Genomic DNA, 24,594 nt, shown 5'->3' on the forward strand with positions numbered 1-24,594 from the left:
CTTTCAAACAATACAAAACCCTGTGGGAGCGGGCTTGCTCGCGAAAGCGGTGTATCAGTCAATATCGAATTCGACTGACACACCGCTTTCGCGAGCAAGCCCGCTCCCACATTGGCTTGTGTGAAGCACACATGATCGGAACCCCCATGAAACTGCGTCTCGCCCTCACCCTTTCCCTGCTGCCAACCCCGGAACTGCTGGCCGACACCTTCGAACGCGACCAGGCCTTGAAGCTGCCCGACATCGTGATCAGCGCCAACCGCCAGGTCGAGGCCCGTAACGACAGCAGTGCCGCCAACACCGTGTTCACCCGCGACGACATCGAGCGCTTGCAACCGGCCAGTGTCACGGACTTGCTCAGCCGCGTGCCGGGGGTGCAAGTGGCGCCGCTGGGTGGGCGCGGCAGCCTGCCGGGAATTTACATCCGCGGGACCAAATCGGCCCAGAGCCTGGTGCTGGTGGACGGCCAGCGCATCGGCAACGCCACCTCCGGTGACAGCAACCTGCAACGCCTGAACATCAACCAGATCGAACGCGTGGAAGTGCTGCGCGGTTCGCGCTCGGTGATCTACGGTGCCGACGCGGTGGGCGGGGTGATCCAGATTTTCACCCGTCGCGGCAACACGCAGGGCCTGCAACCGCGCCTGCATGTAGGGGTCGGCAGCCAGCAGACCTGGGAGCGCAGCCTGGGCCTGTCCGGCGGCGACGAGCAGACCCGTTTCAACCTCGGCGCCAGCCTCGACGACAGTGACGGTAGCAACCGGACCCACGAGTCCTACGCCAGCGACCGCGACGACGATGCCAACCGCAACCAGTCCTTCAGCCTGAGCCTGAGCCATGCGGCCAGCGATGATCTGGAAGTTGGCCTGAACCTGCTGGATAACCGCGGCAAAAGCGAATACGACAACCCGTTCGGCCGCTTCGACCCGAGCACTTTCGAGTTCCTGCCCCAACAACCCTACAGCGAGTTCGCGGTGAGCAGCTTCGGCACCTATGTGGACGGGCAAATCAACGACGCCTGGAAATCCCGCCTGGAACTGGGCCACAGCGAGAACCGCGAAAAGACCTTCGACAAGCTCAGCGATGTCCGCGAAGTCTTCAACACCTACCGCGACTCCGTGACCTGGCAAAACGATGTGATGCTGGATGAGCGCAACAGCCTGATCATCGGCGGCGACTGGTATCAGGACCGGGTCAACAGCAGCACGCCGTTCGACGAAGACAGCCGTTGGAACCGCGCAGCGTTCATCCAGCACCGCTTCCAGGCCGAAACGTTTTCGACGGAACTGGGCCTGCGTCGCGACCAGAACCAACAGTTTGGCGGCCAGAACAGTTGGAGCGGCACCCTCACCCTGCCGGTCAATCCGGCCAACGACCTGTTGCTGACCTACAGCGAGAGCTTCCGCGCACCGACTTTCAACGACCTGTACTACCCGGACTTCAGCAACCCTGATCTGAAGCCCGAGACGGCCAAGAGCTACGAGCTGCAATGGCGCAGCCAACTGAGCGACAGCGCCCGCCTGGAAACCTCGCTGTACCGCACCGACCTGGAGAACGCGATCATTTTTGGCCGCGACTCACGCCCGCAGAACGTCGCCTCGGCGCGCATCAACGGCTTTGAAATGGCCTATCTGCAGGATCTCTTCGGCTGGCAGGGCAATCTGGCCCTGGCCGTCATCGACCCGCGCGACCGCGACAGCGGTCACACCCTTGCCCGCCGCGCCCGACGGACCTTGAGCCTGGACCTGGACCGGCAATTCGACCGCCTCGGTCTGGGCGCCACCTGGCAAGCGGTGAGCGGCAGCTACGACGATGAAGACAACCGCAACGCCCTGGGCGGCTTTGCCCTGCTCGGGTTGCGCGGCAGTTGGGCGCTGACCCGGGAGGTGAAGCTGGAGATGAAGGTGGATAACCTGCTGGACAAGGGTTACAGCCGGGCGCTGTATAGCCATGATGGGGGGCAGTATGGGTATCGGGAGGAAGGTCGGGCGTGGTTGTTTGGGGTGACTTGGACACCGTCACTCTGATCCAGAGCTTGTGGTGCTTGGACTGACCTCTTCGCGGGCAAGCCCGCTCCCACAGTTGATCGATGTTGCCGGCTAGGACGCGGTCAACTGTGGGAGCGGGCTTGCTCGCGAAGGCCGCGCCGCGGTCTATCTGTCTGGCGCAATCAACTCACATAGCCGCGCCGTCGCCTCGATCATCTGCCCACTGGGCCGTTCCAGGCCTTTGTCGTTGACCAACAACAACCGCCCCTGCGCCACCGGCCAGGTTTTCCAGGCATCGAGCTGCGCCTGTTCCGTGGCCAGGATGACTTGCGGACTACGTTGCAGCACCGCTTCCACACTCACCTGCGGCGCCGGCACGCTCAGGTCGGCAAAAACGTTGTGGGCACCGCACACGCTCAGCGCATCGCTGATGATCTGCCCACCACCAACGGTGTACAGCGGCCGGTCCCAGACCTGATAGAACACCGGCAACGGCGGGTCCCGTCGATAGCGCTGGCGTAGCGCCTCGAGACGCACGCGCAACTGCGCCGCCCGTTGCACGCCCTGTTCCGGGCGGCCGAGCTGCTGGGCGATGGCTTCGATTTGCGTGATGAGTTGGTCGAGGCTGCGGGGCTCGGCGACATGGATGGGGATGCCCAGGCCCTTGAGCTGCTCGCGCTGGGCCGGGCCGACACTGCCAGGCCAGAGCAGGAGCAGGTCGGGCTTGAGGCTGAGTAGGCGCTCCATGTCCAGTTGCCCGTAACGGCCTACCGAGGGCACGTCCTTGAGCGCCGGCGGGCGTTCCCCGCCATCCAGCACGCCCACCAACAGGTCGGCGGAGCCCAGTTCAACGACGATTTCCGACAGCGACGGCGCCAGGCTGACGACCCGCGAGGCGGCCATCGTCGAGGCGCTGACGGCCAGCAGCAGGACCGCCAGCCAGCGGCTCATCAACCGAGTTGACGCGGGATGCGGTACAGGTAGAACAACACGGCGGTCGACAAGGCCAGCAGCATCAACGGCACCGCTTCCAGGCCCACGAACACCGCCAGGGCGCCGATCCAGGCCGGTAGCCCGGCCACCAGGAAGGCGGCGCGCCGACGGGCCGCCAGGTCGATCCAGGCCTGGGGTTCTTCGGGCGTGTCGAGGGCTTTCTGGGTGGCGACCAGGGCCTGTTTATACGGCCCGAAAAATCGCAGGCTGACAAACATCGACGCCAGGCCGGCAATGAACAACGGCATCGCCAGCACCGGCAGAATCGCTTCGCCCTGGCCAAACACCGCGTTGATCACGAACAGTGGCAGCAAGGCCAGGGCCAGGTATTTCCACCAACTGACCGACAGCCGCCGCCGAACCTGACCGCGCGTCACGCCCGGTCGACCTCGCCTTGGTGCTCGTTGCCCATCATGTGGTCGAGCTTGCTGGCCTTGGTTGCCAGGTAGAGTTTGTTGTGGGGATTGTGGCCGGTGTGCAGTGGCACACGCTCGGCCACCACGATGCCCATGTCGGTCAACGCCTTGACCTTGCGTGGGTTGTTGGTCATCAAGCGCAGCGACTTCACGCCCAGATGCTCCAGCATCGGCAGGCAGATGCTGTAGTCGCGCAGGTCGGCGGCAAAGCCCAGGCGCTCGTTGGCTTCAACGGTATCGGCACCGCCATCTTGCAGTTCATAGGCGCGAATCTTGTTCAACAGGCCAATGCCACGGCCTTCCTGGCGCAGGTACAGCAACACGCCACGGCCTTCGCGGGCGATGGCCTGCAGCGCGGCCTCGAGTTGCGAACCGCAATCGCAGCGCTGGCTGAACAGGGCGTCGCCGGTCAGGCATTCGGAATGCAGGCGGCCCAGCACCGGAGAACCGTCGGCGAAATCACCCAGACTGAGCACGACATGCTCGCGGCCGGTGGCTTCATCGAGAAAACCATGCATGGTGAATTGCGCAAAGGGCGTTGGCAGCTTGGAAGCGGCAACAAAAACGACAGGCACCGGTGTGCTCCTGATCTAGTACTGGAGTTTCGCAGAGGCGGGCATTGTAACAGCACGTCCCGACCGACGCTTAGGCTGAATTGTCGGCCATAACCATCGAAAAGTTTGATTACGGCTTCGGTGGCTTGCCATTCTCGTCGAAAGGATAAGGTTGCTTCCAACGTTCGAAAATCGGCTTGAGCTGGCCGGTTTTCACCAGCACTTCCATCCGCCGGTCGAACAGTTCGCTCAATGCCCGTCCGTTGGCGTTGTTGGCAAAGCCCAGGTAGAGGGGCAAATTGATCAGCGGCGAGAGTTTGAACTGCTTCGGGTTATCGGCCTTGGCGAGCACTTCTTCGATTTCCATCGACGCATCGATGTAAAAATCCGCTCGCTCATGGATCAGCATCGGCAAGATACCCACCGCCCGGTGGATCTCATTGAAACGCCGGATGTTGGGCAGGTAGTTGTTGTATTCGTACCCGCGCATCCATACCAGCCGATAATTGCCAATCGTCGCCAGGGTGGGCGTCGGCTTGGAGGCCAACCCCAAGGCATAGATGTGATCGACGTCGTAATGCCACTTCGGGTAAAGCACGCCTTCGGATTCATCCCGATAGGCGCCAACCTGCACGTCCACCTCGCCGCGCTGCACCAACCCGATCGAACGGGTGTAGGGCACGCTGCGGATTTCCAACTTGACGCCTTCAGGCTCGAACACCGCGCGCAAGATGTCCCAGCCCATGCCCTGGCCATCGGCCTGGGTGTAATCGGCCCACTCCTCGCTGGCCGCTCGGACCTTGTCGGGCAGCGGCGCCGACTCGGCCACCCTCACCCCCACACAGGCTCCTAAACACAGCAACAGCAGTAGTGCGCGGCTTACGCCCATGCCTGGCTCCTTCAGGTGAAACACCACACCAATCCTTGCATTGCCAGCCAGGCGAAAACCCCGGCCAATACATCGTCGAGCATGATCCCGACACCTCCGTGCACATGTCGGTCGATCCAGCGGATCGGCCATGGCTTGAGGATATCGAAGAAACGGAACACCAGAAATCCCGTCAGCAGCCAATACCAGCCTTCCGGCACCAGCCACAAGGTGATCCACATGCCGACCATTTCGTCCCAGACGATGCCTTCATGATCGTGCACCCGCAGGTCGTCCGCCACTTTGCCACACAGCCAGAAGCCAAACAGCATGGTGATGCCGAGCATCAACCAGTAGCCCCAGTCCGGCAACATCTGCCACAACGGTATGAAGGGTAGCGCAACCAGCGAGCCCCAGGTGCCCGGCGCTTTAGGTAAAGTGCCCGAACCAAAGCCAAATGCCAGGAAATGCCAGGGATTGCGCCAGACCGAAGGCGGAACGAACTCTGCCGGGACCTGGTTGGGATGATCTGTCACGGTGTCTCCCGAAAATGTTGATAGCCCCGTACGTGCGGGGTGATGTCGTGCCCGTCGCTGTCCACCAGCGTGACGCCTTGCCCGGCCAATACGCTGCCGATCACATGGATCGGCCAGCCTTCGGCCTGCAACGCCATCAGTTGGCTCGGTGGCAGGGCGAACAGCAACACGTAATCGTCACCGCCGCTCAGGGCGGCCTGCGCGGCATCGCCCCCGCCAAGAAACGCTACCAGAGCGTTGGACAGCGGCAGTCGGTCCCGTTCAACCTGCAAGGCTACCCCGGACGCCAGGGCGATATGCCCGCAATCGGCCAGCAGGCCATCGGAAATATCCATCGCCGTGCGGGCCTTCCCCCGCAACGCCAGGCCCAAGTCGATCTGCGGTCGGGGCGACCAATAATGAGCCAGCAGCGGCTCGGCAATCCCAGGCTCGGCGCGACGCTGGCCGAGCACCAACGGCAAGGCGCCAGCGGCATTGCCCAGTTCGCCGCCGACACACAGCAGGTCGCCGGGCTGCGCGCCGCTGCGGGTCAGGGCCTGGCCGGACGGCACGTGGCCGAACACGGTCATGGTCAAGCTCAACGGCCCACGCGTGGTGTCCCCTCCCACCAGCGCCACGCCACAGGCCTGGGCCATCTGGTTCAAACCGCGGGCATAGGCTTGCAGCCAATCGGTGGTCACCGTCGGCAAGGTCAGGGCAAGGGTAAAGGCCAAAGGCTTGGCGCCCATGGCAGCCAGGTCGCTGACCGCCACGGCCAGCGAGCGCTGGCCGAGCAGGAACGGGTCGCAAGGGTCTGGAAAATGCACACCGGCCACGAGCGTGTCGGTAGAGACCGCCAGCTGTTCCCCGGGAGGAACGGCCAGCAAGGCGCAGTCATCGCCGATCCCCAGCGCAATGCCCTCGCCGCCCTGCGCGCAAGGCGCGGCGGCGAAGTAGTTACGGATCAGCTCAAACTCACCCATTGGGATAACAAGCGCCAATCAGCGCTTGAACGCCTTCACTTCAGCTTCACGCAGGCGCGGGGCGAGCTTGTCGAGCACACCGTTGACGAACTTGTGGCCATCGGTGGAACCGAAGACTTTCGCCAGTTCGATCCCTTCGTTGATCACCACGCGGTACGGTACGTCGACGCGCTTGAGCAGTTCCCAGGTGGACAGGCGCAGAACCGCCAGCTCGACCGGATCCAGCTCTTCGATGGTCAGGTCCAGGCAAGGCGTGAGCGCCGTGTCGATTTCGGTCTTGAACTGTGGAACCCCGTGCAGGATCTCGCGGAAATAAGCACCGTCGACATCACTGAAATCGTTATCGACCCGAAACTGCGCTTCGATCTCGTTAAGCGATTGCTTGGCCATGTGCCATTGATAGAGCGCCTGGGTCGCGAGCTGACGGGCTTCGCGACGCTTGACGCTTTTCGATGGCTTGCCGGCGTCCGCAGGCTTTGGATCGCGCGGGTTGAAACGATCGCTTTCGTCGCTAATCACTTGGCCTCCAACTGCGCCAGCAGGCTGACCATTTCCAGGGCGGACAGGGCAGCTTCGGCACCTTTGTTACCGGCCTTGGTGCCGGAACGTTCGATGGCTTGTTCGATGGAGTCAACGGTCAGCACGCCAAAAGCGACCGGCACGCCGAATTCCATGGACACCTGGGCCAAGCCCTTGGTGCATTCGCCAGCCACGTATTCGAAGTGCGGAGTACCGCCACGAATGACCGCGCCCAGGGCGATGATCGCCGCATATTCGCCCTTTTGAGCGACTTTCTGCGCAACCAGCGGAATTTCGAAGGCGCCAGGGGCGCGGATGATGGTGATGTCGCTTTCGCTCACGCCATGGCGAACCAGGGCATCGACCGCACCGCCAACCAGGCTCTCGACCACGAAACTGTTGAAACGGCCCACTACCAGAGCGTAGCGGCCTTTAGGGGCGATGAAGGTACCTTCGATGGTCTTCAGGGTCATTCGTCAGATCTCTTAAAGAGCCAGAGCGCGTTCTATACGCGCTCCTTCAGTGATATTAGCCACGAATACTGCATCGGAAATCCCATCATGCTGTTCTTTTTCAAGCTTTTGTGGCGAGGGAGCTTGCTCCCGCTGGGCTGCGAAGCGGCCTCTGTTGTGGGTGCTGCGCACCCAAGCGGGAGCAAGCTCCCTCGCCACAATGAATCCAACCAGCCTTACTCAAGCGAACAACAATGCTGAAATCTCCGGGCCATTATTCGGAGGGCACGTATTCTACAACTTCCAGATCGAAACCGGATATCGCATTAAATTTCATCGGTGCGCTCATCAGGCGCATTTTACGCACGCCCAGGTCACGAAGGATCTGCGAACCGGCACCGACGATGCTGTAGGTGGTCGGTTTTTTCACTGCGGTTTGATCCGCGGTTTCGCGAATGTGCGCCAGCAGCACGTCGCCATCGAGCGGGTGGCCGAGCAGCAACACCACGCCGCTGCCGGCCTCGGCCACCGCGGCCATGGCGGCCCGCAGGCTCCAGCGGCCGGGTTGCTTGACCATCAGCAAATCGCGCAGCGGGTCCATGTTGTGCACGCGCACCAGGGTCGGTTCTTCGGCGCATACGGTGCCCAAGGTCAGCGCCATGTGCACGTCGCCTTCCACCGAGTCGCGGTAGGTCACCAGGTTGAACTGGCCCAGTTCGCTGTCCAGCGGCTGCTCGGCAATCCGCTGAACGGTACGTTCGTGGATCATCCGGTAGTGGATCAGGTCGGCGATGGTGCCGATCTTGATGTTGTGTTCGGCGGCGAAGGTTTCCAGTTCAGCACGGCGGGACATGGTGCCGTCGTCGTTCATCACTTCACAGATCACGCCGCTGGGCTCGAAACCGGCCATGCGCGCCAGGTCGCACGCCGCTTCGGTGTGGCCGGCGCGGGCCAGGGTGCCGCCAGCCTGGGCCATCAGCGGGAAGATATGGCCGGGGCTGACGATGTCTTCGGCCTTGGCGTCCCGAGCGGCGGCAGCCTGTACGGTGCGCGCGCGATCAGCGGCGGAGATCCCGGTGGTCACGCCTTCGGCAGCCTCGATGGATACGGTGAACTTGGTGCCGAAGCCCGAGCCGTTGCGTGGAGCCATCAGCGGCAGCTTGAGCAGTTCGCAGCGCTCGCGGGTCATCGGCATGCAGATCAGGCCACGGGCGTGCTTGGCCATGAAGTTAATGTGTTCGGCCTTGCAGCACTCGGCGGCCATGATCAGGTCGCCTTCGTTCTCGCGGTCTTCGTCATCCATGAGGATGACCATCTTGCCTTGGCGGATGTCTTCAACCAGTTCTTCGATGCTATTGAGCGCCACGCGGCACCCCCTTGGGTCAGGATTTGAGGTAGCCGTTGGCGGCCAGAAAACTTTCGGTGATGTTACCCGCGGCCGGCTCTGCGGCCTTGTCGCCCAACAGCAGGCGTTCCAGGTAACGGGCCAGCAAGTCGACTTCCAGGTTGACCCGCCGACCTGGCCGGTACGAAGCCATGATGGTTTCGCTCAACGTGTGGGGAATGATCGTCAGCAGGAATTCGGCGCCATCCACCGCGTTGACCGTCAGGCTGGTGCCGTCGACGGTGATCGAGCCTTTATGGGCGATGTACTTGGCCAGCTCCTTCGGCGCGCGGATGCGGAACTCCACGGCCCGGGCGTTATCCGTGCGCGAAACCACTTCGCCGACGCCGTCCACGTGGCCGCTGACCAGGTGTCCGCCCAGGCGAGTGGTGGGGGTGAGGGCTTTTTCCAGGTTGACCGGGCTGCCGCTCTTGAGGTCGTTCATGGCCGTGCAGTCGAGGGTTTCGCGGCTGACGTCCGCCAGGAAGCCGTTGCCTGGCAGCTCGACGGCGGTCAGGCAAACGCCGTTCACCGCGATGCTGTCGCCCAGCTTGACGTCGCTCAGGTCGAGCTTGCCGGTTTCGACGTAGACCCGCACATCGCCGCCCTTGGGGGTGAGTGCACGGATGCTGCCGATGGATTCGATGATGCCGGTAAACATGGAGTCCTCCTCGAGAACGGGCCGCCGCCTGGGCGAAAGCCGGGAATTATACGCTGACCGGTGGAACGGGAACGGCGATGACTCGCCAGTCATCGCCCACGGCGCGGATTTCGGTGATTTTCAGCTGGGGAGCGTCCTTCATCTGCGCCAGCGGCCAGTCCAGCAGTGGCCGCGCCGAAGAACCGAGGAACTTGCCGGCGATGAAAATCTGGAACTCGTCCACCAGCCCCAGTCGGGCGAAAGCCCCTGCCAGGCGCGGACCGGCCTCCACCAGCACTTCATTGACATCCCGGGCAGCCAGCGCCACCAGCAGCCGACGCAGATCGACCTGGCCGTCATCGCCTGCCACGATCATGCATTCAGGACCGTTGGCGTACTGTTCTTCCACCGCCATGCAGGTAGCGACCAGCGCCGGGCCGGCCTTGAAAAACGCCGCATCCAGCGGCACCCGCAGGCGCCCGTCCACCAGTACCCGCAACGGCGGACGGCTCATGACCAACGCAGTCTGCTCGGCATCCAGCCCGAGTTCATCGGCGCGCACGGTCAGCCGGGCATTGTCCGCCAGCACCGTGTCGGCGCCGGTCAGCACCACACTGGCCTGGGCCCGCAGGCGTTGCACCGCCGAACGTGCGGCCGGGCCGGTGATCCACTGGCTTTCGCCGCTTTCCATGGCAGTGCGGCCATCCAGGCTCATGGCGAGCTTGACCCGCACGAACGGCAGGCCCTGTTCCATGCGCTTGAGAAAACCTTCATTGAGCTTGCGCGCCTCACCTTCCAGCACGCCGCTTTCGGTGGCGATACCGGCCTGGGCCAGGCGTTGCAGGCCGCGCCCGGCGACTGCCGGGTTAGGGTCTTGCATCGCTGCCACCACCCGCGCCACGCCGGCGTTGACCAGCGCATCGGCACAAGGCGGGGTACGCCCGTGATGACTGCAAGGCTCGAGGGTCACGTAGGCCGTGGCGCCCCGGGCCTTGTCACCGGCGGCCCGCAGGGCATGGACTTCAGCATGGGGCTCGCCAGCGCGGATGTGCCAGCCTTCGCCGACAATCTGCCCGTCACGCACGATCACGCAACCGACCCGGGGGTTGGGGTGGGTGGTGTAGTGTCCGCGCCGCGCCAACTCCAGGGCACGGGCCATGTAGTGGGCGTCGAGGACGGCCTGCTGCGCCGGGACAGTCATTCTTTCACCGGTTCGCGGGCCAGGCGGTCGATTTCTTCACGGAACTCGTTCAGGTCCTGGAAGCGCCGGTATACCGAGGCGAAACGGATGTAGGCGACTTCGTCGAGCTTCTGCAGCTCGGCCATCACCAGTTCGCCGACCACGAGGGATTTGACCTCGCGCTCGCCGGTGGCCCGCAGCTTGTGCTTGATATGCACCAGCGCCGCTTCCAGGCGCTCGACGCTCACCGGGCGCTTTTCCAGGGCGCGCTGCATGCCGGCGCGCAGTTTTTCTTCGTCGAACGGCTGGCGGCTGCCGTCGGTTTTGATCAGGCGCGGCAACACCAGTTCAGCGGTCTCGAACGTCGTGAAACGCTCGCCGCAAGCCAGGCACTCGCGGCGGCGGCGGACTTGTTCGCCCTCGGCGACCAGTCGCGAGTCGATGACCTTGGTGTCGTTGGCACCGCAGAAGGGACAGTGCATGGTGGCAGGCAACAAAAAAAGGGAGGGCCATGGTAGCGCATCCCACTGGCAAGACAAGCCATAGGGTTTACGGTATACAGACGGGCTTACCGTCAGATCCATGGAATTCACCTTGCTGGAGCCACACATGCCGCTACGATCGCTCGCTTTGCTCAGTTTTTTCAGCCTGCTGATGGCGTGCAGCAGCGATGCCCCCAAGCCCGCCACGCCCGCTCCGGCCCCCGCGCCGAAACAAGCCCAGGAAAAGGCCCGGCAGGCCACCGAGTTGGGACCGCTGCCGGCGTACCAGCGCGAGTTGAGCGGCACCCTGCAAGGCGTGCCGGCCGGAGCCGAAGTGGAACTGGCGCTGCTGGTGATCGACGACAAGGACCGTCCCCAACAGCTGCTTGCCAGTTCCAGTCTGATCGGCACCAACCAGGCCCTGCCCTTCCGCTTGCGTTTCAACCCGGAAGCCTTCCCGGTGGGCGCCCGCGTGGAACTGCGTGGTCGCGCCAGCCAGTCCGGTCAACTGATCCTGCACTTGCCGGAACAACGCATCAGCCAACCGACCACCCAGGCATTGGGTACCCTGCAATTCGTCAAAGCGCCATGAGTGCACCGCAAGACCTGCAACGGGCGTTGAGTGAATTGCTTGGCGACGCACGCCTGGTGGCTTGTCCGCTACCCGGCGCTGACTTGAAGTTGTGGCTGATCGACGGCGACAACATGGACCGCGCCTTCAGCCCGGAAGAAACCCGGCGCATTCTCCACGAGCCGCCCTATTGGAGTTTCTGCTGGGCCAGCGGCTTGGCGATGGCGCGCTACCTCGCCGAGCAGCCGCAGTGGGTCGAAGGCAAGCGGGTGCTGGATTTTGGTGCCGGTTCCGGCGTGGCGGGCATCGCGGCGGTCAAGGCCGGGGCGCTGGAAGTGGTGGCTTGCGATCTCGACCCGCTGGCGATTGCCGCCTGCCAGGCCAATGCCGCGCTCAATGGCGTGGAGCTAGGTTATTCGACGGACTTTTTCGCCGAGGCTGATCGTTTCGACCTGATCCTGGTCGCCGACGTGCTCTACGACCGGGCCAACCTGCCGCTGCTCGACCAGTTCCTCAACCGTGGTCGCGAGGCGTTGGTGGCCGATTCCCGGGTGCGGGATTTCCAGCATCCGCTGTACCGGCGCATCGAAATGCTCCAGGCCATGACCCTGCCGGACCTGGCCGAGCCGGAAGAGTTTCGCCATGTGAGCCTGTACCACGCGCGGCGCTGGCCCTAAAAGCATCGCGAGCAAGCCCGCTCCCACAGGGGATCTAGAGTGAACGCGAATGTTGTATCCACTGGAGATCAACTGTGGGAGCGGGCTTGCCCGCGAAGGCGTCCTGTCAGACACCACAGGGCGAAAGACCACCCCGCTTTCAGCCACCCCCCACCACGCCGTATAGTTGCCCCATTCAAGCGCTCTACGAGATTCCCAATGACTCAGGAAACGCCCTACATCTTCGACGCCACCACGGCCGATTTCGATCAGTCGGTGATCGCGAACTCTTTCCACAAACCGGTGCTGGTGGATTTCTGGGCCGAGTGGTGTGCGCCGTGCAAGGCGCTGATGCCAATGCTGCAAACCATTGCCGAGAGCTATCAAGGCGAATTGCTGCTGGCCAAGGTCAACTGCGACATCGAACAGGACATTGTGGCCCGCTTCGGCATTCGCAGCTTGCCGACGGTGGTGTTGTTCAAGGACGGTCAGCCCGTTGACGGCTTTGCCGGCGCCCAACCGGAATCGGCGGTGCGGGCGATGCTCGAACCCCATGTGCAGATGCCGCCGCCGGCCGCCGCCGACCCGTTCGAACAGGCCCAGGCGCTGTTCGACGACGGTCGTTTCGCCGACGCCGAAGCCCTGCTCACGGTGTTGCTGGGTGACGACAACACCAACGCCAAGGCCCTGATCCTGTACGCCCGCTGCCTGACCGAGCGCGGCGAGCTGGACGAAGCACAGACGGTGCTCGACGCAGTGAAAAGCGATGAGCACAAGGCTGCCCTCGCCGGTGCCAAGGCGCAGATCCAGTTCCTCGGTCTGGCCAAGCACCTGCCGGACGCCGCCGATCTCAAGGCGCGCCTGGCGAAAGACCCGCAAGACGATGAAGCGGTGTACCAACTGGCGATCCAGCAACTGGCGCGCCAACAGTACGAAGCGGCCCTCGATGCGCTGCTCAAGCTGTTCGTGCGTAACCGCGGCTACAGCGAAGGCCTGCCCCACAAGACCTTGTTGCAGGTATTCGAACTGCTGGGCAACGATCATCCGCTGGTGACGACCTATCGTCGCAAGTTGTTCGCGGCGTTGTATTAAGCCCCACTCCAGCTATAGAGCGGCGTATCGCCGCCGCTCAATACCTTGACCTCAGCGCAGTGGCGCAAGCGCACCAACAGGCGCTTGCCCGCCGAGGCGCTGCCGGTCAGGCCTTCGAGCTGTTCCAGCAGGTCCGGGCCGCTCAGTTGACCGGCCTTGCGCAGCAGCTCCTTGGCGATCTGCCATTGGGCATCGTCCTGGTTCGTCGGTTTGGCCGCCGGTGTCGCTACGCCTTCGGATTTGGCCACTTGCAATTGCGCGCCGAACTGCGCCCAGTCGCCCTCATCCATTTCGATCGTCAAGTCCACCGGCCATTCGCCGACGGTTCCGCGTATCCGCAACATTACCGTGCTCCTGAATATTTCATGTACGCATGCTCCCATGGCCCTTGCGCGACGCCAAGCAGACGGTCAAACTCTCCGCACTTTCGTTATAAGATTACATAACCTTTTCGGAGACTCGTCATGCGTCGTCTGCTTCTCGCTTTGCCGTTCGCCCTGCTGCCATTGGCTGTCGCTCATGCGGCGGTGGAGCATGACCACGACCATGATCACGAACATGGCAGCCTCGGCGCCCATGAACACGGCGTTGCTCGACTGAACGCGGCACTGGATGGCCAGACCCTGGAGCTGGAGCTGGAAAGCCCGGCGATGAACCTGGTGGGCTTCGAACACGCCGCCACCAGCGATGCCGACAAGGCCAAGGTCGCCGCGGTACGGGCGCAGTTGGACAAGCCGCTGGCGCTGTTCAACCTGCCGGCCGCCGCCAAGTGCACCGTGGCCCAACAGGAACTGGAAAGCCCGTTGTTCGGCGATGAACCGGACCACGAAGACCATGACGAAGACGCCGATGGCGACGAACACCACGAGCACAGTGAGATCCATGCCCACTATCAGTTCACCTGCGCCGCCGCTGGTGCATTGAAGAACCTGGACCTGGCGACACTGTTCAAAACCTTCCCGGCCACTCAGAAAATTCAGGTACAACTGATCAGCCCGAGTGGCCAACAAGGCGTGGAAGTGACGGCCAAGGCCCCCACCCTGAAATTCTGATTCACCGCAAAACCCATGTGGGAGCCTGCTCCTATAGCTGATCTGCTGTGGATGCAAAATCAGGGTTCGCCACACATCCATGTGGGAGCGGGCTTGCTCGCGAAGGCGATGGAACATTCAACATTGGATGTCGAAGGATGTACCGCTTTCGCGAGCAAGCCCGCTCCCACAGGTATTCAATCTGTGAAATCGGCAAACATGACCCAAGCACTCATCGAACTGTCCGACCTGGGCTTCAGTTGGCCCGGGCATCCGCCCTTGCTGGATATCCCGGCGTTTCGCCTGGAAGCGGGTGAAACCCTGTTCCTCAAGGGCCCGAGTGGCAGCGGCAAGACCACGCTGCTGGGGCTGCTGGGCGGGGTGCAAACGCCGGATCGCGGCAGCATCCGCCTGCTCGGCCAGGAACTCAGCGAACTGGCCGCCGGCCGCCGCGACCGCTTTCGCGTGGACCATACCGGCTACATCTTCCAGCAGTTCAACCTGCTGCCGTTTCTCTCGGTACGGGAGAACGTCGAATTGCCCTGCCACTTCTCGAAACTGCGCGCGCAGCGGGCTACCCAGCGCCACGGCAGTGTCGATCAAGCGGCCGCCACGCTGCTGGCTCACCTGGGCTTGACCGATCCGAACCTGTTGGAGCGTCGCGCCGACTCGTTGTCCATCGGCCAGCAACAACGGGTCGCCGCCGCCCGGGCCTTGATCGGTCAACCGGAACTGGTGATCGCCGACGAACCAACGTCAGCCCTGGACTACGACGCCCGGGAAAACTTCCTGCGGCTGTTGTTCGCCGAATGCCGCGAGGCCGGGTCGAGCCTGTTGTTCGTCAGCCACGATCAGAGCCTGGCGCCGCTGTTCGACCGCCACCTCTCGCTGGCCGATCTCAATCGCGCCGCCACGCCACTCGAGGTCTGAGATGTATTTGTTCCGTCTAGCCATGGCCAGCCTGGCGAACCGCCGCTTCACCGCGATCCTCACCGCGTTTGCCATCGCCCTCTCGGTCTGTCTGTTACTGGCGGTGGAGCGAGTGCGCACCGAGGCGCGAGCCAGCTTCGCCAGCACCATCAGCGGCACCGACCTGATCGTCGGTGCCCGCTCCGGCTCGGTGAACCTGCTGCTGTATTCGGTGTTTCGCATCGGCAACGCCACCAACAACATCCGCTGGGACAGCTTCGAACAGTTCGCCAAAAACCCGAAGGTGAAGTGGGCGATCCCCATGTCCCTGGGCGACTCCCATCGCGGCTACCGGGTGATGGGCACCACCGAGGCCTACTTCGAACATTACCAATACGGCCGCCAGCAACACTTGGAGTTGGCCGATGGGCGGGCTTTCGCCACCGATCCGTTCGAAGTGGTGCTCGGTGCCGAAGTCGCCGAGGCGCTGCACTACAAACTCGGTGACAAACTGGTGCTGGCCCACGGTGTGGCGGCGATCAGCCTGGTCAAGCATGACGACAAGCCCTTCACCGTGGTCGGGATTCTCAAGCGCACCGGCACCCCGGTGGACCGCACGCTGCACATCAGCCTCGGCGGCATGGAGGCAATCCACATCGACTGGAAGAATGGCGTGCCGGCCCAGGGCGTTGGGCGCATCAGTGCCGATCAGGCCCGCAACATGGACCTCACACCCCAAGCGATCACCGCGTTCATGCTCGGCCTCAACAGCAAGATTTCGACCTTCGCCTTGCAACGCGAAATCAATGAGTTCCGTGGCGAACCGCTGCTGGCCATCCTCCCCGGCGTAGCACTGCAGGAGTTGTGGAGCCTGATGGGCACGGCGGAAAAGGCCTTGTTCGTGATTTCGCTGTTCGTGGTCCTGACCGGGTTGATCGGCATGCTCACGGCGATCCTCACCAGCCTCAACGAACGTCGCCGGGAAATGGCGATCCTGCGTTCGGTGGGCGCGCGGCCGTGGCACATCGCGACGCTGCTGGTGTTCGAAGCCTTTGCCCTGGCACTGGCCGGGGTCACCGCCGGGCTGGCCTTGCTGTACATCGGCATCGCCGCTGCCCAGGGTTACGTACAGTCGGCCTATGGCTTGTACTTGCCCCTGGGCTGGCCGAGCGAATATGAATGGACGCTCATGGCTGGCATCCTGGTCGCCGCCCTGCTGATGGGCAGCGTGCCGGCCTGGCGCGCCTATCGCCAATCGTTGGCCGATGGCCTGTCGATCCGTTTATGAGGACCGTGAAAATGCCCCGCGCCCTGCTTGCGCTGTTGATGATGGTCGCCCTGCCGCTGTGGGCGGCCGAGCCGAGGGACCTGGCCTGGTCGGAAATGATCCCACCGGACGCACCGCCGGAAGTGCCGAACATGACACCGCTGCACGACCTGTCGAAGATGAGCGACGCCCTGGCTGCCGAGTCCGCTCCAGCGGCCAAGCAGGATTTGCCCAACGCGCCGGTGGTCAAGGCCCTTGATGGCCAGCAGATTCGCTTGCCGGGCTACATCGTGCCGCTGGAAGTCAGCGAGGAAGGTCGCACTACGGACTTCCTGCTGGTGCCGTATTTCGGCGCCTGCATCCATGTGCCGCCACCGCCGTCGAACCAGATCGTGCATGTGAAAAGCGAGGTCGGCGTAAAGCTCGACGAGTTGTACCAGCCGTACTGGGTCGAGGGGCCGATGCAGGTCAAGCCGTCCACCAGTGAACTGGCCGATGCCGGGTATCAGATGGAGGCGCAGAAGATTTATGTGTATGAACTGCCGGAGTGAATCGGGTGGTGATGGGCAGTCCGTCAGATAGCTATCGCGAGCAAGCTCGCTCCCACAGGAGATCTCAGTGCCTATGCGACCTGTGTGGGAGCGAGCTTGCTCGCGATGGGGCCGTCAAGGCTTGCTCATCAGCATTTCATTGAGCTGAGTCAATTAATCGACTAAGACTCATTGAGCTGTGTCAAAAGACCGGGCCAGGCGGCTGCGTACCATGGGACATCAATTTTGAAATGTTCTCTGGAGCCCCCATGCACAAGTCCTTGCTCAGCGCTTCCCTCGTTGCCCTCGCGCTCGCTGCCCCGCTCGCCCAGGCCCATACGGCCGGTGACATCATCGTTCGCGCCGGCGCGATCACCGTCAATCCAGAGGCCGACAGCTCCAGCGTCAAGGTCGACCGTGGCCCGCTGGCCGGCGCCGATCTGGGCGGCAAGGCGACCATGAGCAGCGACACGCAACTGGGCCTGAACTTCGCCTACATGCTGACCAACAATTGGGGTATCGAACTGCTGGCGGCCTCGCCGTTCGAGCACGACGTGAAAATCAAAGGTACCGCCCTGGGCGCGGCCAACGGCAAGCTCGGCACCCTCAAGCACCTGCCGCCCACACTGAGCCTGGTCTACTACCCGCTCGACGCCAAGTCGGCGTTCCAGCCCTATGTCGGCGCCGGTATCAACTACACCTGGATCTACGACGAACACGTGGGCAGCGAAGCCAGCGCCAATGGCTTCAGCAACTTCCGAGCGAAAAACAGCTGGGGCATGGCCTGGCAAGTCGGTGCCGACTACATGCTGACCGACAACATCATGATCAACGGCCAGATCCGCTACATCGACATTGACACCACCGCCTATGTGGACAACAACGCCGTGGCCGGCGGTACCCGGGCCAAGGTGGATGTCGATGTGGACCCGTTCATCTACATGGTGGGGTTGGGCTACAAGTTCTGACCGCGACTCGATAGCGACACAATCCATGTGGGAGCGGGCTTGCTCGCGAATGCGGTGGGTCAGTCACTTAACAGGTGACTGACTGAGCGTATTCGCGAGCAAGCCCGCTCCCACAGTGGTTTCATAGTTGCTGAAACTCAGCGCCCCAGCAACCGCGCCAACCCCACGCTCATCGGTGTTTGCGGGGGAAAGCTGAAACGCTCCAACAAGCGACGATTGTCAGCCCGGGAATGACGAATGTCGCCGGAACGCGCCGGGCCGTAGCTGATCGGTGGCAGGTCGCCCACCACGGCGGCCAGGGCATGGAGCATCTGCTTGAGGGTCGTGGCCTGGTTCCAGCCGACGTTCACTGCGCCCACTTCCACCTCGGGCTTCTCGATGGCCTGCACCAGCAAGTCCACCAAGTCTTCGACATAGACAAAGTCCCGGGTCTGCTCGCCGTCGCCGAATACGGTGATCGGCAGGCCTTTCTGTGCCCGTTCGCTGAAGATGCTGATGACCCCGGAGTACGGCGAGGACGGATCCTGACGCGGGCCGTAGATGTTGAAGAAGCGGAACACCACCGGCTCCAGGTTGTGCTGGCGGCGATAGAAATCGAAGTAGAACTCGCTGGCCAGCTTGTCCGAGGCATAGGGCGTGAGCGGGGCCTTGGGGGTTTCTTCGTCGATGGACTCGCCTTCGCCGTTGTTGCCGTAGACCGCTGCGCTGGAAGCGAACAGCACCCGCTTCACACCGGCCTGGCGCATGGCTTCGCAGACATTCAGGGTGCCGATGAAATTGCTCTGATGGGTGCGCACGGGGTCGTCCACCGAGGCTTGCACCGAGGCCACCGCCGCCAGGTGCGCCACGGCGCTGCAACCGGCCATGGCCCGGGCCACCAGGGCGGCATCGGCGACGTCGCCTTCGATCAGTTCGACCGCCGGGTTGTCCAGGGGCAGGTTGCTGCGCTTGCCGGTGGACAGGTCATCGAGGATGCGCACCGCATGCCCCTTGGCGAGCAAGGCGTCGGTCAGGTGCGAACCAATGAAACCCGCGCCGCCGGTGATTAAAACAGGGCCTTCAGCCATGGCGATAAAACCTATCCAGTAAGCCCGGGAGTGCTGCGCGCCAGGCGCGGGGCTTGATCCCGAAAGTGTGCAGAATTTTCTTGCAGGCCAGCACCGCGTGCTGCGGTTCTTCCGCGGCGTCCGGCCGTGCGGCATGGGCCTGGGGCGTGGGCGACTCGATGGCCAGCGGATGCAGGGCGCGGGCTTCGGTGAGGATCGCCTGGCCCAGCGCCAGTGGCGTGGTCGCCTCATGCCCGGCGTAATGATAGGTGCCCCACAGCGGCGCCGCGCAATCGAGTTGCTTGAGCACCGAAATGATCACCCGCGCGGCATCGTCCACGGGCGTCGGATTACCCCGGCGGTCGTCAGCCAGCAACAGCTCTTCGGGCTGCTCGGCCCGGGCCAGGAAACGGCCGAGGATGCCATCGACGCTGTCGTCCAGCAGCCAGCCGAAACGCAGCAGTACGTGTTGCGGGCAGGTGGCGCGCACGCTTTGCTCGATCCGCCACAGCGCCTGGCCGCGCACGCCCAGGGGCACGGGCTCGTCCTTCTCGCTGTAGGCCGTGGCACGGGAACCGTCGAACACCCGATAGCTCGACGGTTGCAGCAAGACGATGTTGTGATGCTGGCACAGCCCGGCCAGACGCTCGACAGCGCGCTCCTGGCTGGCCAGGCGCTGCTCGCTGACGGCCTCGGCCTGGAACCAGTCGAAGTAGTACGCCAGGTTGATCAAGGCGTCCGGACGGGTGTCGTCGAGCAGTTGCGTCAGGCTCGCGGCATCCCAGCCGTCTTCGGGCGGGCGGGGGGCAAGAAAACCGATGTCTTCTTCTGCACCGAGGCGAATCAGCGCCTGCCCAAGGGCATTTCCGCCGCCCAGTAACATAAGGCGCATTCGCATAAAGTCAGCAGGCCCAGTCTATTGGCACAAGAATTTGGTCGACAACGCCCGCAGGCGTTGCCGGAATCGTTGCATTTTGCGGGTTTAGTGCGCAACCGTCATCCGTAAAGTGTGGATCCCGCATTTGTGTGCACCTTGAGGCCGTTATCGCGAGCAAGCTCGCGATGAGGCCCTGACAGGCGATGGACATCTCAGCCGATACTTGCATCCCCCCCGCTCCACCCGCATAAACTGCCTTATGAATCTGCCCCTTGCAGCCGACCACGCCATGGCAGGCTTTCACCCCGCCGTTCGCGCCTGGTTCAGCCAGACCTTTCCGACGGTCACGGCCGCCCAGGCCCAAGCGTGGCCGTTGATCGGCCAGCGTCGCTCGGTGCTGGTCGCGGCGCCCACTGGCTCGGGCAAGACCTTGACCGCGTTCCTCGCGGTGCTCGATGACCTGGTGCACCGCGGCCTGGAACAAGGCGGCCTGCCGGACCAGACCCTGGTGGTCTACGTCTCGCCGCTCAAGGCCCTGAGCAACGATATCCAGATCAACCTGCAGAATCCCCTGGCCGGCATCACCGAGCAGTTGCAACGAATGGGCTTGCCACCCTTGCCGATCACCACCGCCGTACGGACCGGCGACACGCCGCAAAAAGACCGCTCGGCGATGCGCAAGACCGCGCCGCACATCCTGGTCACCACGCCTGAATCGCTCTACGTGCTGCTCGGTTCCGATTCCGGCCGGCAGATGCTCGCCAGCACCCGCACGGTGATCGTCGATGAAATCCACGCCATCGCCGCCAGCAAGCGCGGCAGCCACCTGGCCTTGAGCCTGGAGCGCCTGCAAGCCCTGTGCGCCGAACCCCTGATGCGCATCGGCCTGTCGGCTACGCAAAAGCCCATCGAAGCGGTGTCACGGTTCCTCGTCGGTGAAGGACGCGCCTGTGAAATCGTCGACATCGGCCACGCCCGTCCCCGGGACCTGGACATCGAGGTGCCACCAGTGCCGCTGTCGGCGGTGATGGCCAATGACGTGTGGGAACTGGTCTACAATCGCCTCGCCGAGCTGGCTCGGGAACATCGCACCACCCTGGTGTTCGTCAACACCCGGCGCCTGGCCGAGCGCCTCAGCCGGCATTTGAGCGAGCGCCTGGGCAAGGACGCCGTGGCCGCCCACCACGGCAGCCTGGCGAAGGAGTTTCGCCTCGACGCCGAACAACGCCTCAAGCGCGGTGAACTGCAGGTACTGATCGCCACCGCCTCCCTGGAGCTGGGCATCGATATCGGCGATGTCGACCTGGTCTGCCAGATTGCCTCGCCCCGTTCGATCTCGGCGTTCCTGCAAAGAGTGGGACGCTCAGGCCACCAAGTCGGCGGCACGCCCAAGGGTCGCCTGTTCGCCACCACCCGCGACGACTTGATCGAATGCGCGGCCCTGCTCGATTGCGTGCGCCGTGGCGAACTCGACATCCTGCACATCCCCAAGGCGCCGCTGGATGTGCTGGCCCAGCAGATCGTCGCCGAAGTCAGTTGCCAGGAATGGCCGGAACAGGCGCTGTTGGAGACCTTCCGCCGCGCCTCGCCCTACGCCGAGCTGGACGAAGGGCATTACCAGGCGCTGTTGCAGATGCTCGCCGAAGGCCTCAATGGCCGCCAGGGCGTGCGCAGCGCCTACCTGCACCGCGATGCCGTGACCCGGACCCTGCGCGGGCGCCGGGGCAGCAAACTGACGGCGGTGACCAGCGGCGGCACCATTCCGGACAACGCCGACTACAGCGTGCTGCTCGAACCCCAGGGCTTGAACATCGGCAGCGTCAACGAAGACTTCGCGGTGGAGAGCATTGCCGGCGATGTGTTCCAACTGGGCAATACGTCTTACCGCATCATCCGCGTCGAGACCGGTCGCGTGCGGGTCGAGGACGCCCAGGGCCAACCGCCGACCATTCCGTTCTGGCTCGGCGAAGCCCCGGGGCGCAGCGACGAATTGTCTTTGGCCGTGGCGCGCCTGCAAGCCCAGCTCGACCACCTGCTCGGCGCCACGCCGGGCAACCTGCAACCGGCCCTCGACTGGCTGACCGGCACTTTGCGCCTGAACCTCGCCAGCGCCGAACAATTGATCGATTACCTGGCCCCGGCGCGCCTGGCCTTTGGCGCCCTGCCGTCCCAGGACACGCTGCTGATGGAACGGTTTTTCGACGAGTCCGGCGGCACGCAGCTGATCATCCACACGCCCTTCGGCAGCCGCATCAACCGCGCCTGGGGCCTGGCCTTGCGCAAGCGCTTCTGCCGCACCTTCAACTTCGAATTGCAGGCCGCCGCCAGTGAAGACGCCATCGTGCTCTCGCTGTCCACCAGCCACAGCTTCGAATTGGACGAAGTCTGGCGCTACCTGAACAGCCACAGCGCCGAACAGACCTTGGTCCAGGCGGTGCTGGATGCACCGCTGTTCGGCGTGCGCTGGCGCTGGAACGCTGGCGTGGCCCTGGCCCTGCCGCGCTACACCGGCGGGCGCAAAGTCGCCCCGCAGATCCAGCGGATGAAAAGCGAAGACCTGATCGCCAGCGTGTTTCCGGACCAGATCGCCTGCCTGGAAAATCTCGCCGGGGAGCGGGAGATCCCCGATCACCCGCTGGTCGAACAGACCCTCGACGATTGCCTGCACGAAGCCATGGACAGCGACGGCTGGCTAGCGTTGTTGCGGCGCATGGAAGCGGGCCAGATTCGCCTGATCAGCCGCGACCTGCCGGCGCCCTCGCCGCTGGCGGCAGAAATCCTCAGCGCCCGTCCCTACACCTTTCTCGACGACGCGCCGCTGGAAGAACGGCGGACCCAAGCGGTGATCAACCGGCGCTGGAGCGATCCACAATCCACCGACGACCTTGGCGCGCTGGACGCCGAAGCCATCCAGTCAGTCCGGGATGAGGCCTGGCCGAAGCCGGCCAATCTCGATGAGATGCACGAAGCCTTGATGAGTCTGGCCAGCATTGCCGACAGCGAAGCCGATGCCAACCCATCGTGGCTGGATTGGCTGCGGGCACTGGCCGCGAGTGGCCGCGCCAGCCACATACAGATCAGCGCCGAGCGGGGTCTGTGGCTGCCGCTGGAACGCCTGACCTGCTTGCAAGCCCTTTATCCACAGGCTCGCTGGGAACCGGCGCTGACCCCACTGGCCGATTTCGATGAAGCCTGGAACGTTGACGAAGCCTTGGTGGAAGTGCTCCGCGCCCGGCTCAGTGCCTTCGGTCCGCTGCCGTTGAAGGCCATCGCCTACCCGCTGGGGTTGTCGACCCCGCAGGTCACCCAGGCCTTGGCGCAGCTCGAGCAGCAAGGCTACGTGCTGCGTGGAAGGTTCACGCCGGGCATCGGCCAAGAGGAATGGTGCGAGCGGCATTTGCTGGCGCGGATCCATCGCTACACGGTCAAGCGCCTGCGCCGGGAAATCGAGCCGGTGATGTTGCAGGATTTCATGCGCTTCCTGTTCGACTGGCAGCACCTGTCGTCGTCCACCCAGGGCCGGGGCAATGCCGTGCTGCCGTCGATCCTCGGCCAGTTCGAAGGCTACCCGGCCGCCGCCTCGGCCTGGGACAGCGACCTGTTGTCCGGGCGGATCAAGGACTATTCGCCGAGTTGGCTCGATGAGTTGTGCCGCAGCGGCAAGTGGGTATGGACGCGCCTGAGCGCGCGCCAGAAACCCTCCGCCAGTGCCCTGCGCAGCACGCCGGTGGTGTTGCTGCCGCGCAGCCAGGTGGCGTTATGGAGCAGCCTGGCCGGACAAACAGCCCTTGATGAGTTGTCGCCCAAGACGCAGAAAGTCCATCAGGCCCTGAGCGAGCATGGCGCGCTGTTTTTCGATGAGCTGGCCCATGAAGCCCACCTGCTGCGCAGCGAACTGGAAATCGCCTTGCAGGAACTGGTGGGTGCCGGGCTGGTGAATGCCGACAGCTTTGCCGGCTTGCGCGCACTGATCACCCCGGCCAGCAAACGCCAGGCCCGCAGCAGCCGGCGCGGGCGCGGCGCATTTGTCGGTGGCATGGACGACGCCGGGCGCTGGGCCTTGTTGCGCCGCAGCCAACCCGCCCCTGTGGAAGGCAACCGCCCCACGCCCACCGCGCCGCAGACCCTGGAACACATCGCCATGACCCTGCTGCGCCGTTACGGCGTGGTGTTCTGGCGCTTGCTGGAACGGGAGGCTGAGTGGCTGCCGAGTTGGCGCGAGCTATTGCGCACTTTCCATCGCCTGGAGGCGCGGGGCGAGATTCGCGGCGGGCGTTTTGTCAGCGGCCTGGCGGGCGAACAATTCGCCCTGCCCGAAGCGATTGCGTTGCTGCGCGAAACCCGTCGCCGTCCCACCGATGGCAGCTTGGTGGCCGTGTGCGGGGTCGACCCGCTGAACCTGGCCGGCACCTTGCTGCCAGGGGCGAAAGTGCCGGCGCTGGCGAGTAATCGGCTGGTGTATCGGGACGGCTTGCCGGTGGCGGCGCAGATTGCCGGCAAGCAGCATCTTTGGATCGAGTTGGATGCTCAAGGGATGGCTGAGGTCCGGAACAAGCTTGTTCAGAAAGGTTGAGGGTGTCTGGACGGGCCCTATCGCGAGCAAGCTCGCTCCCACAGGGGTTGTACATCCACCACAAACCTACTGTGGGAGCGAGCTTGCTCGCGATAGGGCT

The 24,594-nt window shown here is 63.8% G+C and carries 25 protein-coding genes; 10 read left to right on the forward strand and 15 right to left on the reverse strand.

Translation table 11 applies throughout. From position 1 onward, the window contains the following. Positions 1-146: 146 nt before the first annotated feature. On the forward strand, positions 147-2,027 hold the full coding sequence (locus BT125_RS22335; protein ID WP_072410433.1) for a TonB-dependent receptor domain-containing protein: 1,881 nt from the start codon (positions 147-149) through the stop codon (positions 2,025-2,027). 126 nt (positions 2,028-2,153) lie between these two features. On the opposite strand, the gene BT125_RS22340 is transcribed toward BT125_RS22335, so the two are convergent. The 12 genes from BT125_RS22340 to nrdR form a co-directional block, all read right to left on the reverse strand. Beyond that, positions 2,154-2,939, reverse strand: a complete 786-nt coding sequence (locus tag BT125_RS22340; RefSeq protein ID WP_072410435.1) for a cobalamin-binding protein — start codon at positions 2,937-2,939, stop codon at positions 2,154-2,156. Then, a complete protein-coding gene (locus BT125_RS22345; protein WP_060740421.1) occupies positions 2,939-3,358 on the reverse strand; it encodes a hypothetical protein in 420 nt (139 codons plus the stop codon). Before BT125_RS22345 ends, BT125_RS22340 begins: the two co-directional genes overlap by 1 nt. Next, the gene (gene ribA, locus BT125_RS22350; RefSeq protein WP_014340439.1) at positions 3,355-3,972 is read right to left on the reverse strand and encodes a GTP cyclohydrolase II; all 618 of its coding nucleotides are present in this window, start codon (positions 3,970-3,972) and stop codon (positions 3,355-3,357) included. The genes BT125_RS22345 and ribA overlap by 4 nt, the downstream gene beginning before the upstream one ends. 109 nt (positions 3,973-4,081) lie before the next feature. Further along, the gene (locus tag BT125_RS22355) at positions 4,082-4,840 is read right to left on the reverse strand and encodes a substrate-binding periplasmic protein (RefSeq protein ID WP_072410437.1); all 759 of its coding nucleotides are present in this window, start codon (positions 4,838-4,840) and stop codon (positions 4,082-4,084) included. A gap of 11 nt (positions 4,841-4,851) precedes the next feature. Then, positions 4,852-5,355, reverse strand: a complete 504-nt coding sequence (locus tag BT125_RS22360) for a phosphatidylglycerophosphatase A family protein (protein WP_053125805.1) — start codon at positions 5,353-5,355, stop codon at positions 4,852-4,854. Further along, on the reverse strand, positions 5,352-6,317 hold the full coding sequence (gene thiL / locus BT125_RS22365; RefSeq protein WP_072410439.1) for a thiamine-phosphate kinase: 966 nt from the start codon (positions 6,315-6,317) through the stop codon (positions 5,352-5,354). The genes BT125_RS22360 and thiL overlap by 4 nt, the downstream gene beginning before the upstream one ends. Positions 6,318-6,335: 18 nt before the next feature. Then, on the reverse strand, positions 6,336-6,836 hold the full coding sequence (nusB, locus tag BT125_RS22370) for a transcription antitermination factor NusB (protein ID WP_003185935.1): 501 nt from the start codon (positions 6,834-6,836) through the stop codon (positions 6,336-6,338). Beyond that, positions 6,833-7,309 carry a 6,7-dimethyl-8-ribityllumazine synthase gene (ribE, locus tag BT125_RS22375; protein ID WP_003206025.1) on the reverse strand — a complete coding sequence of 159 codons (477 nt, stop codon included), beginning with the start codon at positions 7,307-7,309 and terminating at the stop codon, positions 6,833-6,835. Before ribE ends, nusB begins: the two co-directional genes overlap by 4 nt. 253 nt (positions 7,310-7,562) lie before the next feature. Further along, positions 7,563-8,654: a bifunctional 3,4-dihydroxy-2-butanone-4-phosphate synthase/GTP cyclohydrolase II gene (gene ribBA, locus BT125_RS22380; protein WP_072410441.1), complete on the reverse strand. Its 1,092-nt coding sequence runs from the start codon at positions 8,652-8,654 to the stop codon at positions 7,563-7,565. A 16-nt stretch (positions 8,655-8,670) separates the two neighbouring features. After that, positions 8,671-9,333, reverse strand: coding sequence for a riboflavin synthase (locus tag BT125_RS22385; protein WP_053125813.1), 663 nt, complete (start codon positions 9,331-9,333; stop codon positions 8,671-8,673). Positions 9,334-9,379: 46 nt separating this feature from the next. Beyond that, complete coding sequence (gene ribD, locus BT125_RS22390) at positions 9,380-10,513, reverse strand: bifunctional diaminohydroxyphosphoribosylaminopyrimidine deaminase/5-amino-6-(5-phosphoribosylamino)uracil reductase RibD (RefSeq protein ID WP_072410443.1); 1,134 nt, start codon at positions 10,511-10,513, stop codon at positions 9,380-9,382. Then, positions 10,510-10,974 (reverse strand): transcriptional regulator NrdR, encoded by a 465-nt coding sequence (gene nrdR / locus BT125_RS22395; protein ID WP_013694316.1) that lies wholly within the window; start codon positions 10,972-10,974, stop codon positions 10,510-10,512. The genes ribD and nrdR overlap by 4 nt, the downstream gene beginning before the upstream one ends. 127 nt (positions 10,975-11,101) lie before the next feature. Between nrdR and BT125_RS22400 the strand changes: the two genes are divergently transcribed. From BT125_RS22400 to trxA, 3 genes are all read left to right on the forward strand, one after another. Beyond that, complete coding sequence (locus BT125_RS22400; RefSeq protein WP_072410445.1) at positions 11,102-11,566, forward strand: YbaY family lipoprotein; 465 nt, start codon at positions 11,102-11,104, stop codon at positions 11,564-11,566. Then, positions 11,563-12,222, forward strand: coding sequence for a class I SAM-dependent methyltransferase (locus BT125_RS22405; RefSeq protein WP_072410447.1), 660 nt, complete (start codon positions 11,563-11,565; stop codon positions 12,220-12,222). The genes BT125_RS22400 and BT125_RS22405 overlap by 4 nt, the downstream gene beginning before the upstream one ends. A gap of 198 nt (positions 12,223-12,420) precedes the next feature. Beyond that, entirely contained in the window at positions 12,421-13,293 is an 873-nt protein-coding gene (gene trxA, locus BT125_RS22410) for a thioredoxin (protein WP_072410449.1), read from the forward strand. Here trxA and BT125_RS22415 read toward each other — a convergent pair. Next, positions 13,290-13,637, reverse strand: coding sequence for a hypothetical protein (locus BT125_RS22415; RefSeq protein WP_072410451.1), 348 nt, complete (start codon positions 13,635-13,637; stop codon positions 13,290-13,292). The two genes, trxA and BT125_RS22415, sit on opposite strands and share 4 nt — an antisense overlap. Before the next feature lie 120 nt (positions 13,638-13,757). Here BT125_RS22415 and BT125_RS22420 point away from each other — a divergent pair, with 120 nt between their 5' ends. From BT125_RS22420 to BT125_RS22440, 5 genes are all read left to right on the forward strand, one after another. Further along, entirely contained in the window at positions 13,758-14,345 is a 588-nt protein-coding gene (locus BT125_RS22420) for a DUF2796 domain-containing protein (protein WP_072410453.1), read from the forward strand. 198 nt (positions 14,346-14,543) lie between these two features. Next, positions 14,544-15,254: an ABC transporter ATP-binding protein gene (locus BT125_RS22425; protein WP_060740412.1), complete on the forward strand. Its 711-nt coding sequence runs from the start codon at positions 14,544-14,546 to the stop codon at positions 15,252-15,254. Position 15,255: 1 nt separating this feature from the next. Next, entirely contained in the window at positions 15,256-16,521 is a 1,266-nt protein-coding gene (locus BT125_RS22430; RefSeq protein ID WP_072410454.1) for an ABC transporter permease, read from the forward strand. 11 nt (positions 16,522-16,532) lie between these two features. Continuing rightward, entirely contained in the window at positions 16,533-17,051 is a 519-nt protein-coding gene (locus BT125_RS22435; RefSeq protein ID WP_025215734.1) for a DUF3299 domain-containing protein, read from the forward strand. A gap of 248 nt (positions 17,052-17,299) precedes the next feature. After that, positions 17,300-17,998: an OmpW/AlkL family protein gene (locus tag BT125_RS22440; protein WP_060740410.1), complete on the forward strand. Its 699-nt coding sequence runs from the start codon at positions 17,300-17,302 to the stop codon at positions 17,996-17,998. Positions 17,999-18,135: 137 nt separating this feature from the next. Here the strand turns inward: BT125_RS22440 and BT125_RS22445 are convergent, their stop codons facing one another. Together BT125_RS22445 and BT125_RS22450 are read right to left on the reverse strand one after the other, a co-directional pair. Then, positions 18,136-19,065, reverse strand: a complete 930-nt coding sequence (locus tag BT125_RS22445) for an NAD-dependent epimerase/dehydratase family protein (RefSeq protein ID WP_072410456.1) — start codon at positions 19,063-19,065, stop codon at positions 18,136-18,138. After that, entirely contained in the window at positions 19,058-19,942 is an 885-nt protein-coding gene (locus tag BT125_RS22450) for a sugar nucleotide-binding protein (protein WP_072410466.1), read from the reverse strand. The genes BT125_RS22445 and BT125_RS22450 overlap by 8 nt, the downstream gene beginning before the upstream one ends. A 238-nt stretch (positions 19,943-20,180) precedes the next feature. Between BT125_RS22450 and BT125_RS22455 the strand changes: the two genes are divergently transcribed. Beyond that, positions 20,181-24,494, forward strand: coding sequence for a DEAD/DEAH box helicase (locus BT125_RS22455; protein WP_072410468.1), 4,314 nt, complete (start codon positions 20,181-20,183; stop codon positions 24,492-24,494). The last annotated feature ends 100 nt before the right edge of the window (positions 24,495-24,594 follow it).

Source organism: Pseudomonas sp. NFACC04-2 (assembly GCF_900119265.1).
Classification (GTDB): Bacteria; Pseudomonadota; Gammaproteobacteria; order Pseudomonadales; family Pseudomonadaceae; genus Aquipseudomonas; species Aquipseudomonas fluorescens_AA.

What these genes read in the sequence shown, in the direction of transcription:
- BT125_RS22335 (WP_072410433.1), top strand. Translation starts at nt 147, where the DNA reads ATGAAACTGCGTCTCGCCCTCACCCTTTCCCTGCTGCCAACCCCGGAA.
- BT125_RS22340 (WP_072410435.1), bottom strand. Translation starts at nt 2,939, where the DNA reads ATGAGCCGCTGGCTGGCGGTCCTGCTGCTGGCCGTCAGCGCCTCGACG.
- BT125_RS22355 (WP_072410437.1), bottom strand. Translation starts at nt 4,840, where the DNA reads ATGGGCGTAAGCCGCGCACTACTGCTGTTGCTGTGTTTAGGAGCCTGT.
- thiL (WP_072410439.1), bottom strand. Translation starts at nt 6,317, where the DNA reads ATGGGTGAGTTTGAGCTGATCCGTAACTACTTCGCCGCCGCGCCTTGC.
- ribE (WP_003206025.1), bottom strand. Translation starts at nt 7,309, where the DNA reads ATGACCCTGAAGACCATCGAAGGTACCTTCATCGCCCCTAAAGGCCGC.
- BT125_RS22385 (WP_053125813.1), bottom strand. Translation starts at nt 9,333, where the DNA reads ATGTTTACCGGCATCATCGAATCCATCGGCAGCATCCGTGCACTCACC.
- ribD (WP_072410443.1), bottom strand. Translation starts at nt 10,513, where the DNA reads ATGACTGTCCCGGCGCAGCAGGCCGTCCTCGACGCCCACTACATGGCC.
- nrdR (WP_013694316.1), bottom strand. Translation starts at nt 10,974, where the DNA reads ATGCACTGTCCCTTCTGCGGTGCCAACGACACCAAGGTCATCGACTCG.
- BT125_RS22400 (WP_072410445.1), top strand. Translation starts at nt 11,102, where the DNA reads ATGCCGCTACGATCGCTCGCTTTGCTCAGTTTTTTCAGCCTGCTGATG.
- BT125_RS22405 (WP_072410447.1), top strand. Translation starts at nt 11,563, where the DNA reads ATGAGTGCACCGCAAGACCTGCAACGGGCGTTGAGTGAATTGCTTGGC.
- trxA (WP_072410449.1), top strand. Translation starts at nt 12,421, where the DNA reads ATGACTCAGGAAACGCCCTACATCTTCGACGCCACCACGGCCGATTTC.
- BT125_RS22415 (WP_072410451.1), bottom strand. Translation starts at nt 13,637, where the DNA reads ATGTTGCGGATACGCGGAACCGTCGGCGAATGGCCGGTGGACTTGACG.
- BT125_RS22420 (WP_072410453.1), top strand. Translation starts at nt 13,758, where the DNA reads ATGCGTCGTCTGCTTCTCGCTTTGCCGTTCGCCCTGCTGCCATTGGCT.
- BT125_RS22425 (WP_060740412.1), top strand. Translation starts at nt 14,544, where the DNA reads ATGACCCAAGCACTCATCGAACTGTCCGACCTGGGCTTCAGTTGGCCC.
- BT125_RS22430 (WP_072410454.1), top strand. Translation starts at nt 15,256, where the DNA reads ATGTATTTGTTCCGTCTAGCCATGGCCAGCCTGGCGAACCGCCGCTTC.
- BT125_RS22435 (WP_025215734.1), top strand. Translation starts at nt 16,533, where the DNA reads ATGCCCCGCGCCCTGCTTGCGCTGTTGATGATGGTCGCCCTGCCGCTG.
- BT125_RS22440 (WP_060740410.1), top strand. Translation starts at nt 17,300, where the DNA reads ATGCACAAGTCCTTGCTCAGCGCTTCCCTCGTTGCCCTCGCGCTCGCT.
- BT125_RS22445 (WP_072410456.1), bottom strand. Translation starts at nt 19,065, where the DNA reads ATGGCTGAAGGCCCTGTTTTAATCACCGGCGGCGCGGGTTTCATTGGT.
- BT125_RS22450 (WP_072410466.1), bottom strand. Translation starts at nt 19,942, where the DNA reads ATGCGAATGCGCCTTATGTTACTGGGCGGCGGAAATGCCCTTGGGCAG.
- BT125_RS22455 (WP_072410468.1), top strand. Translation starts at nt 20,181, where the DNA reads ATGAATCTGCCCCTTGCAGCCGACCACGCCATGGCAGGCTTTCACCCC.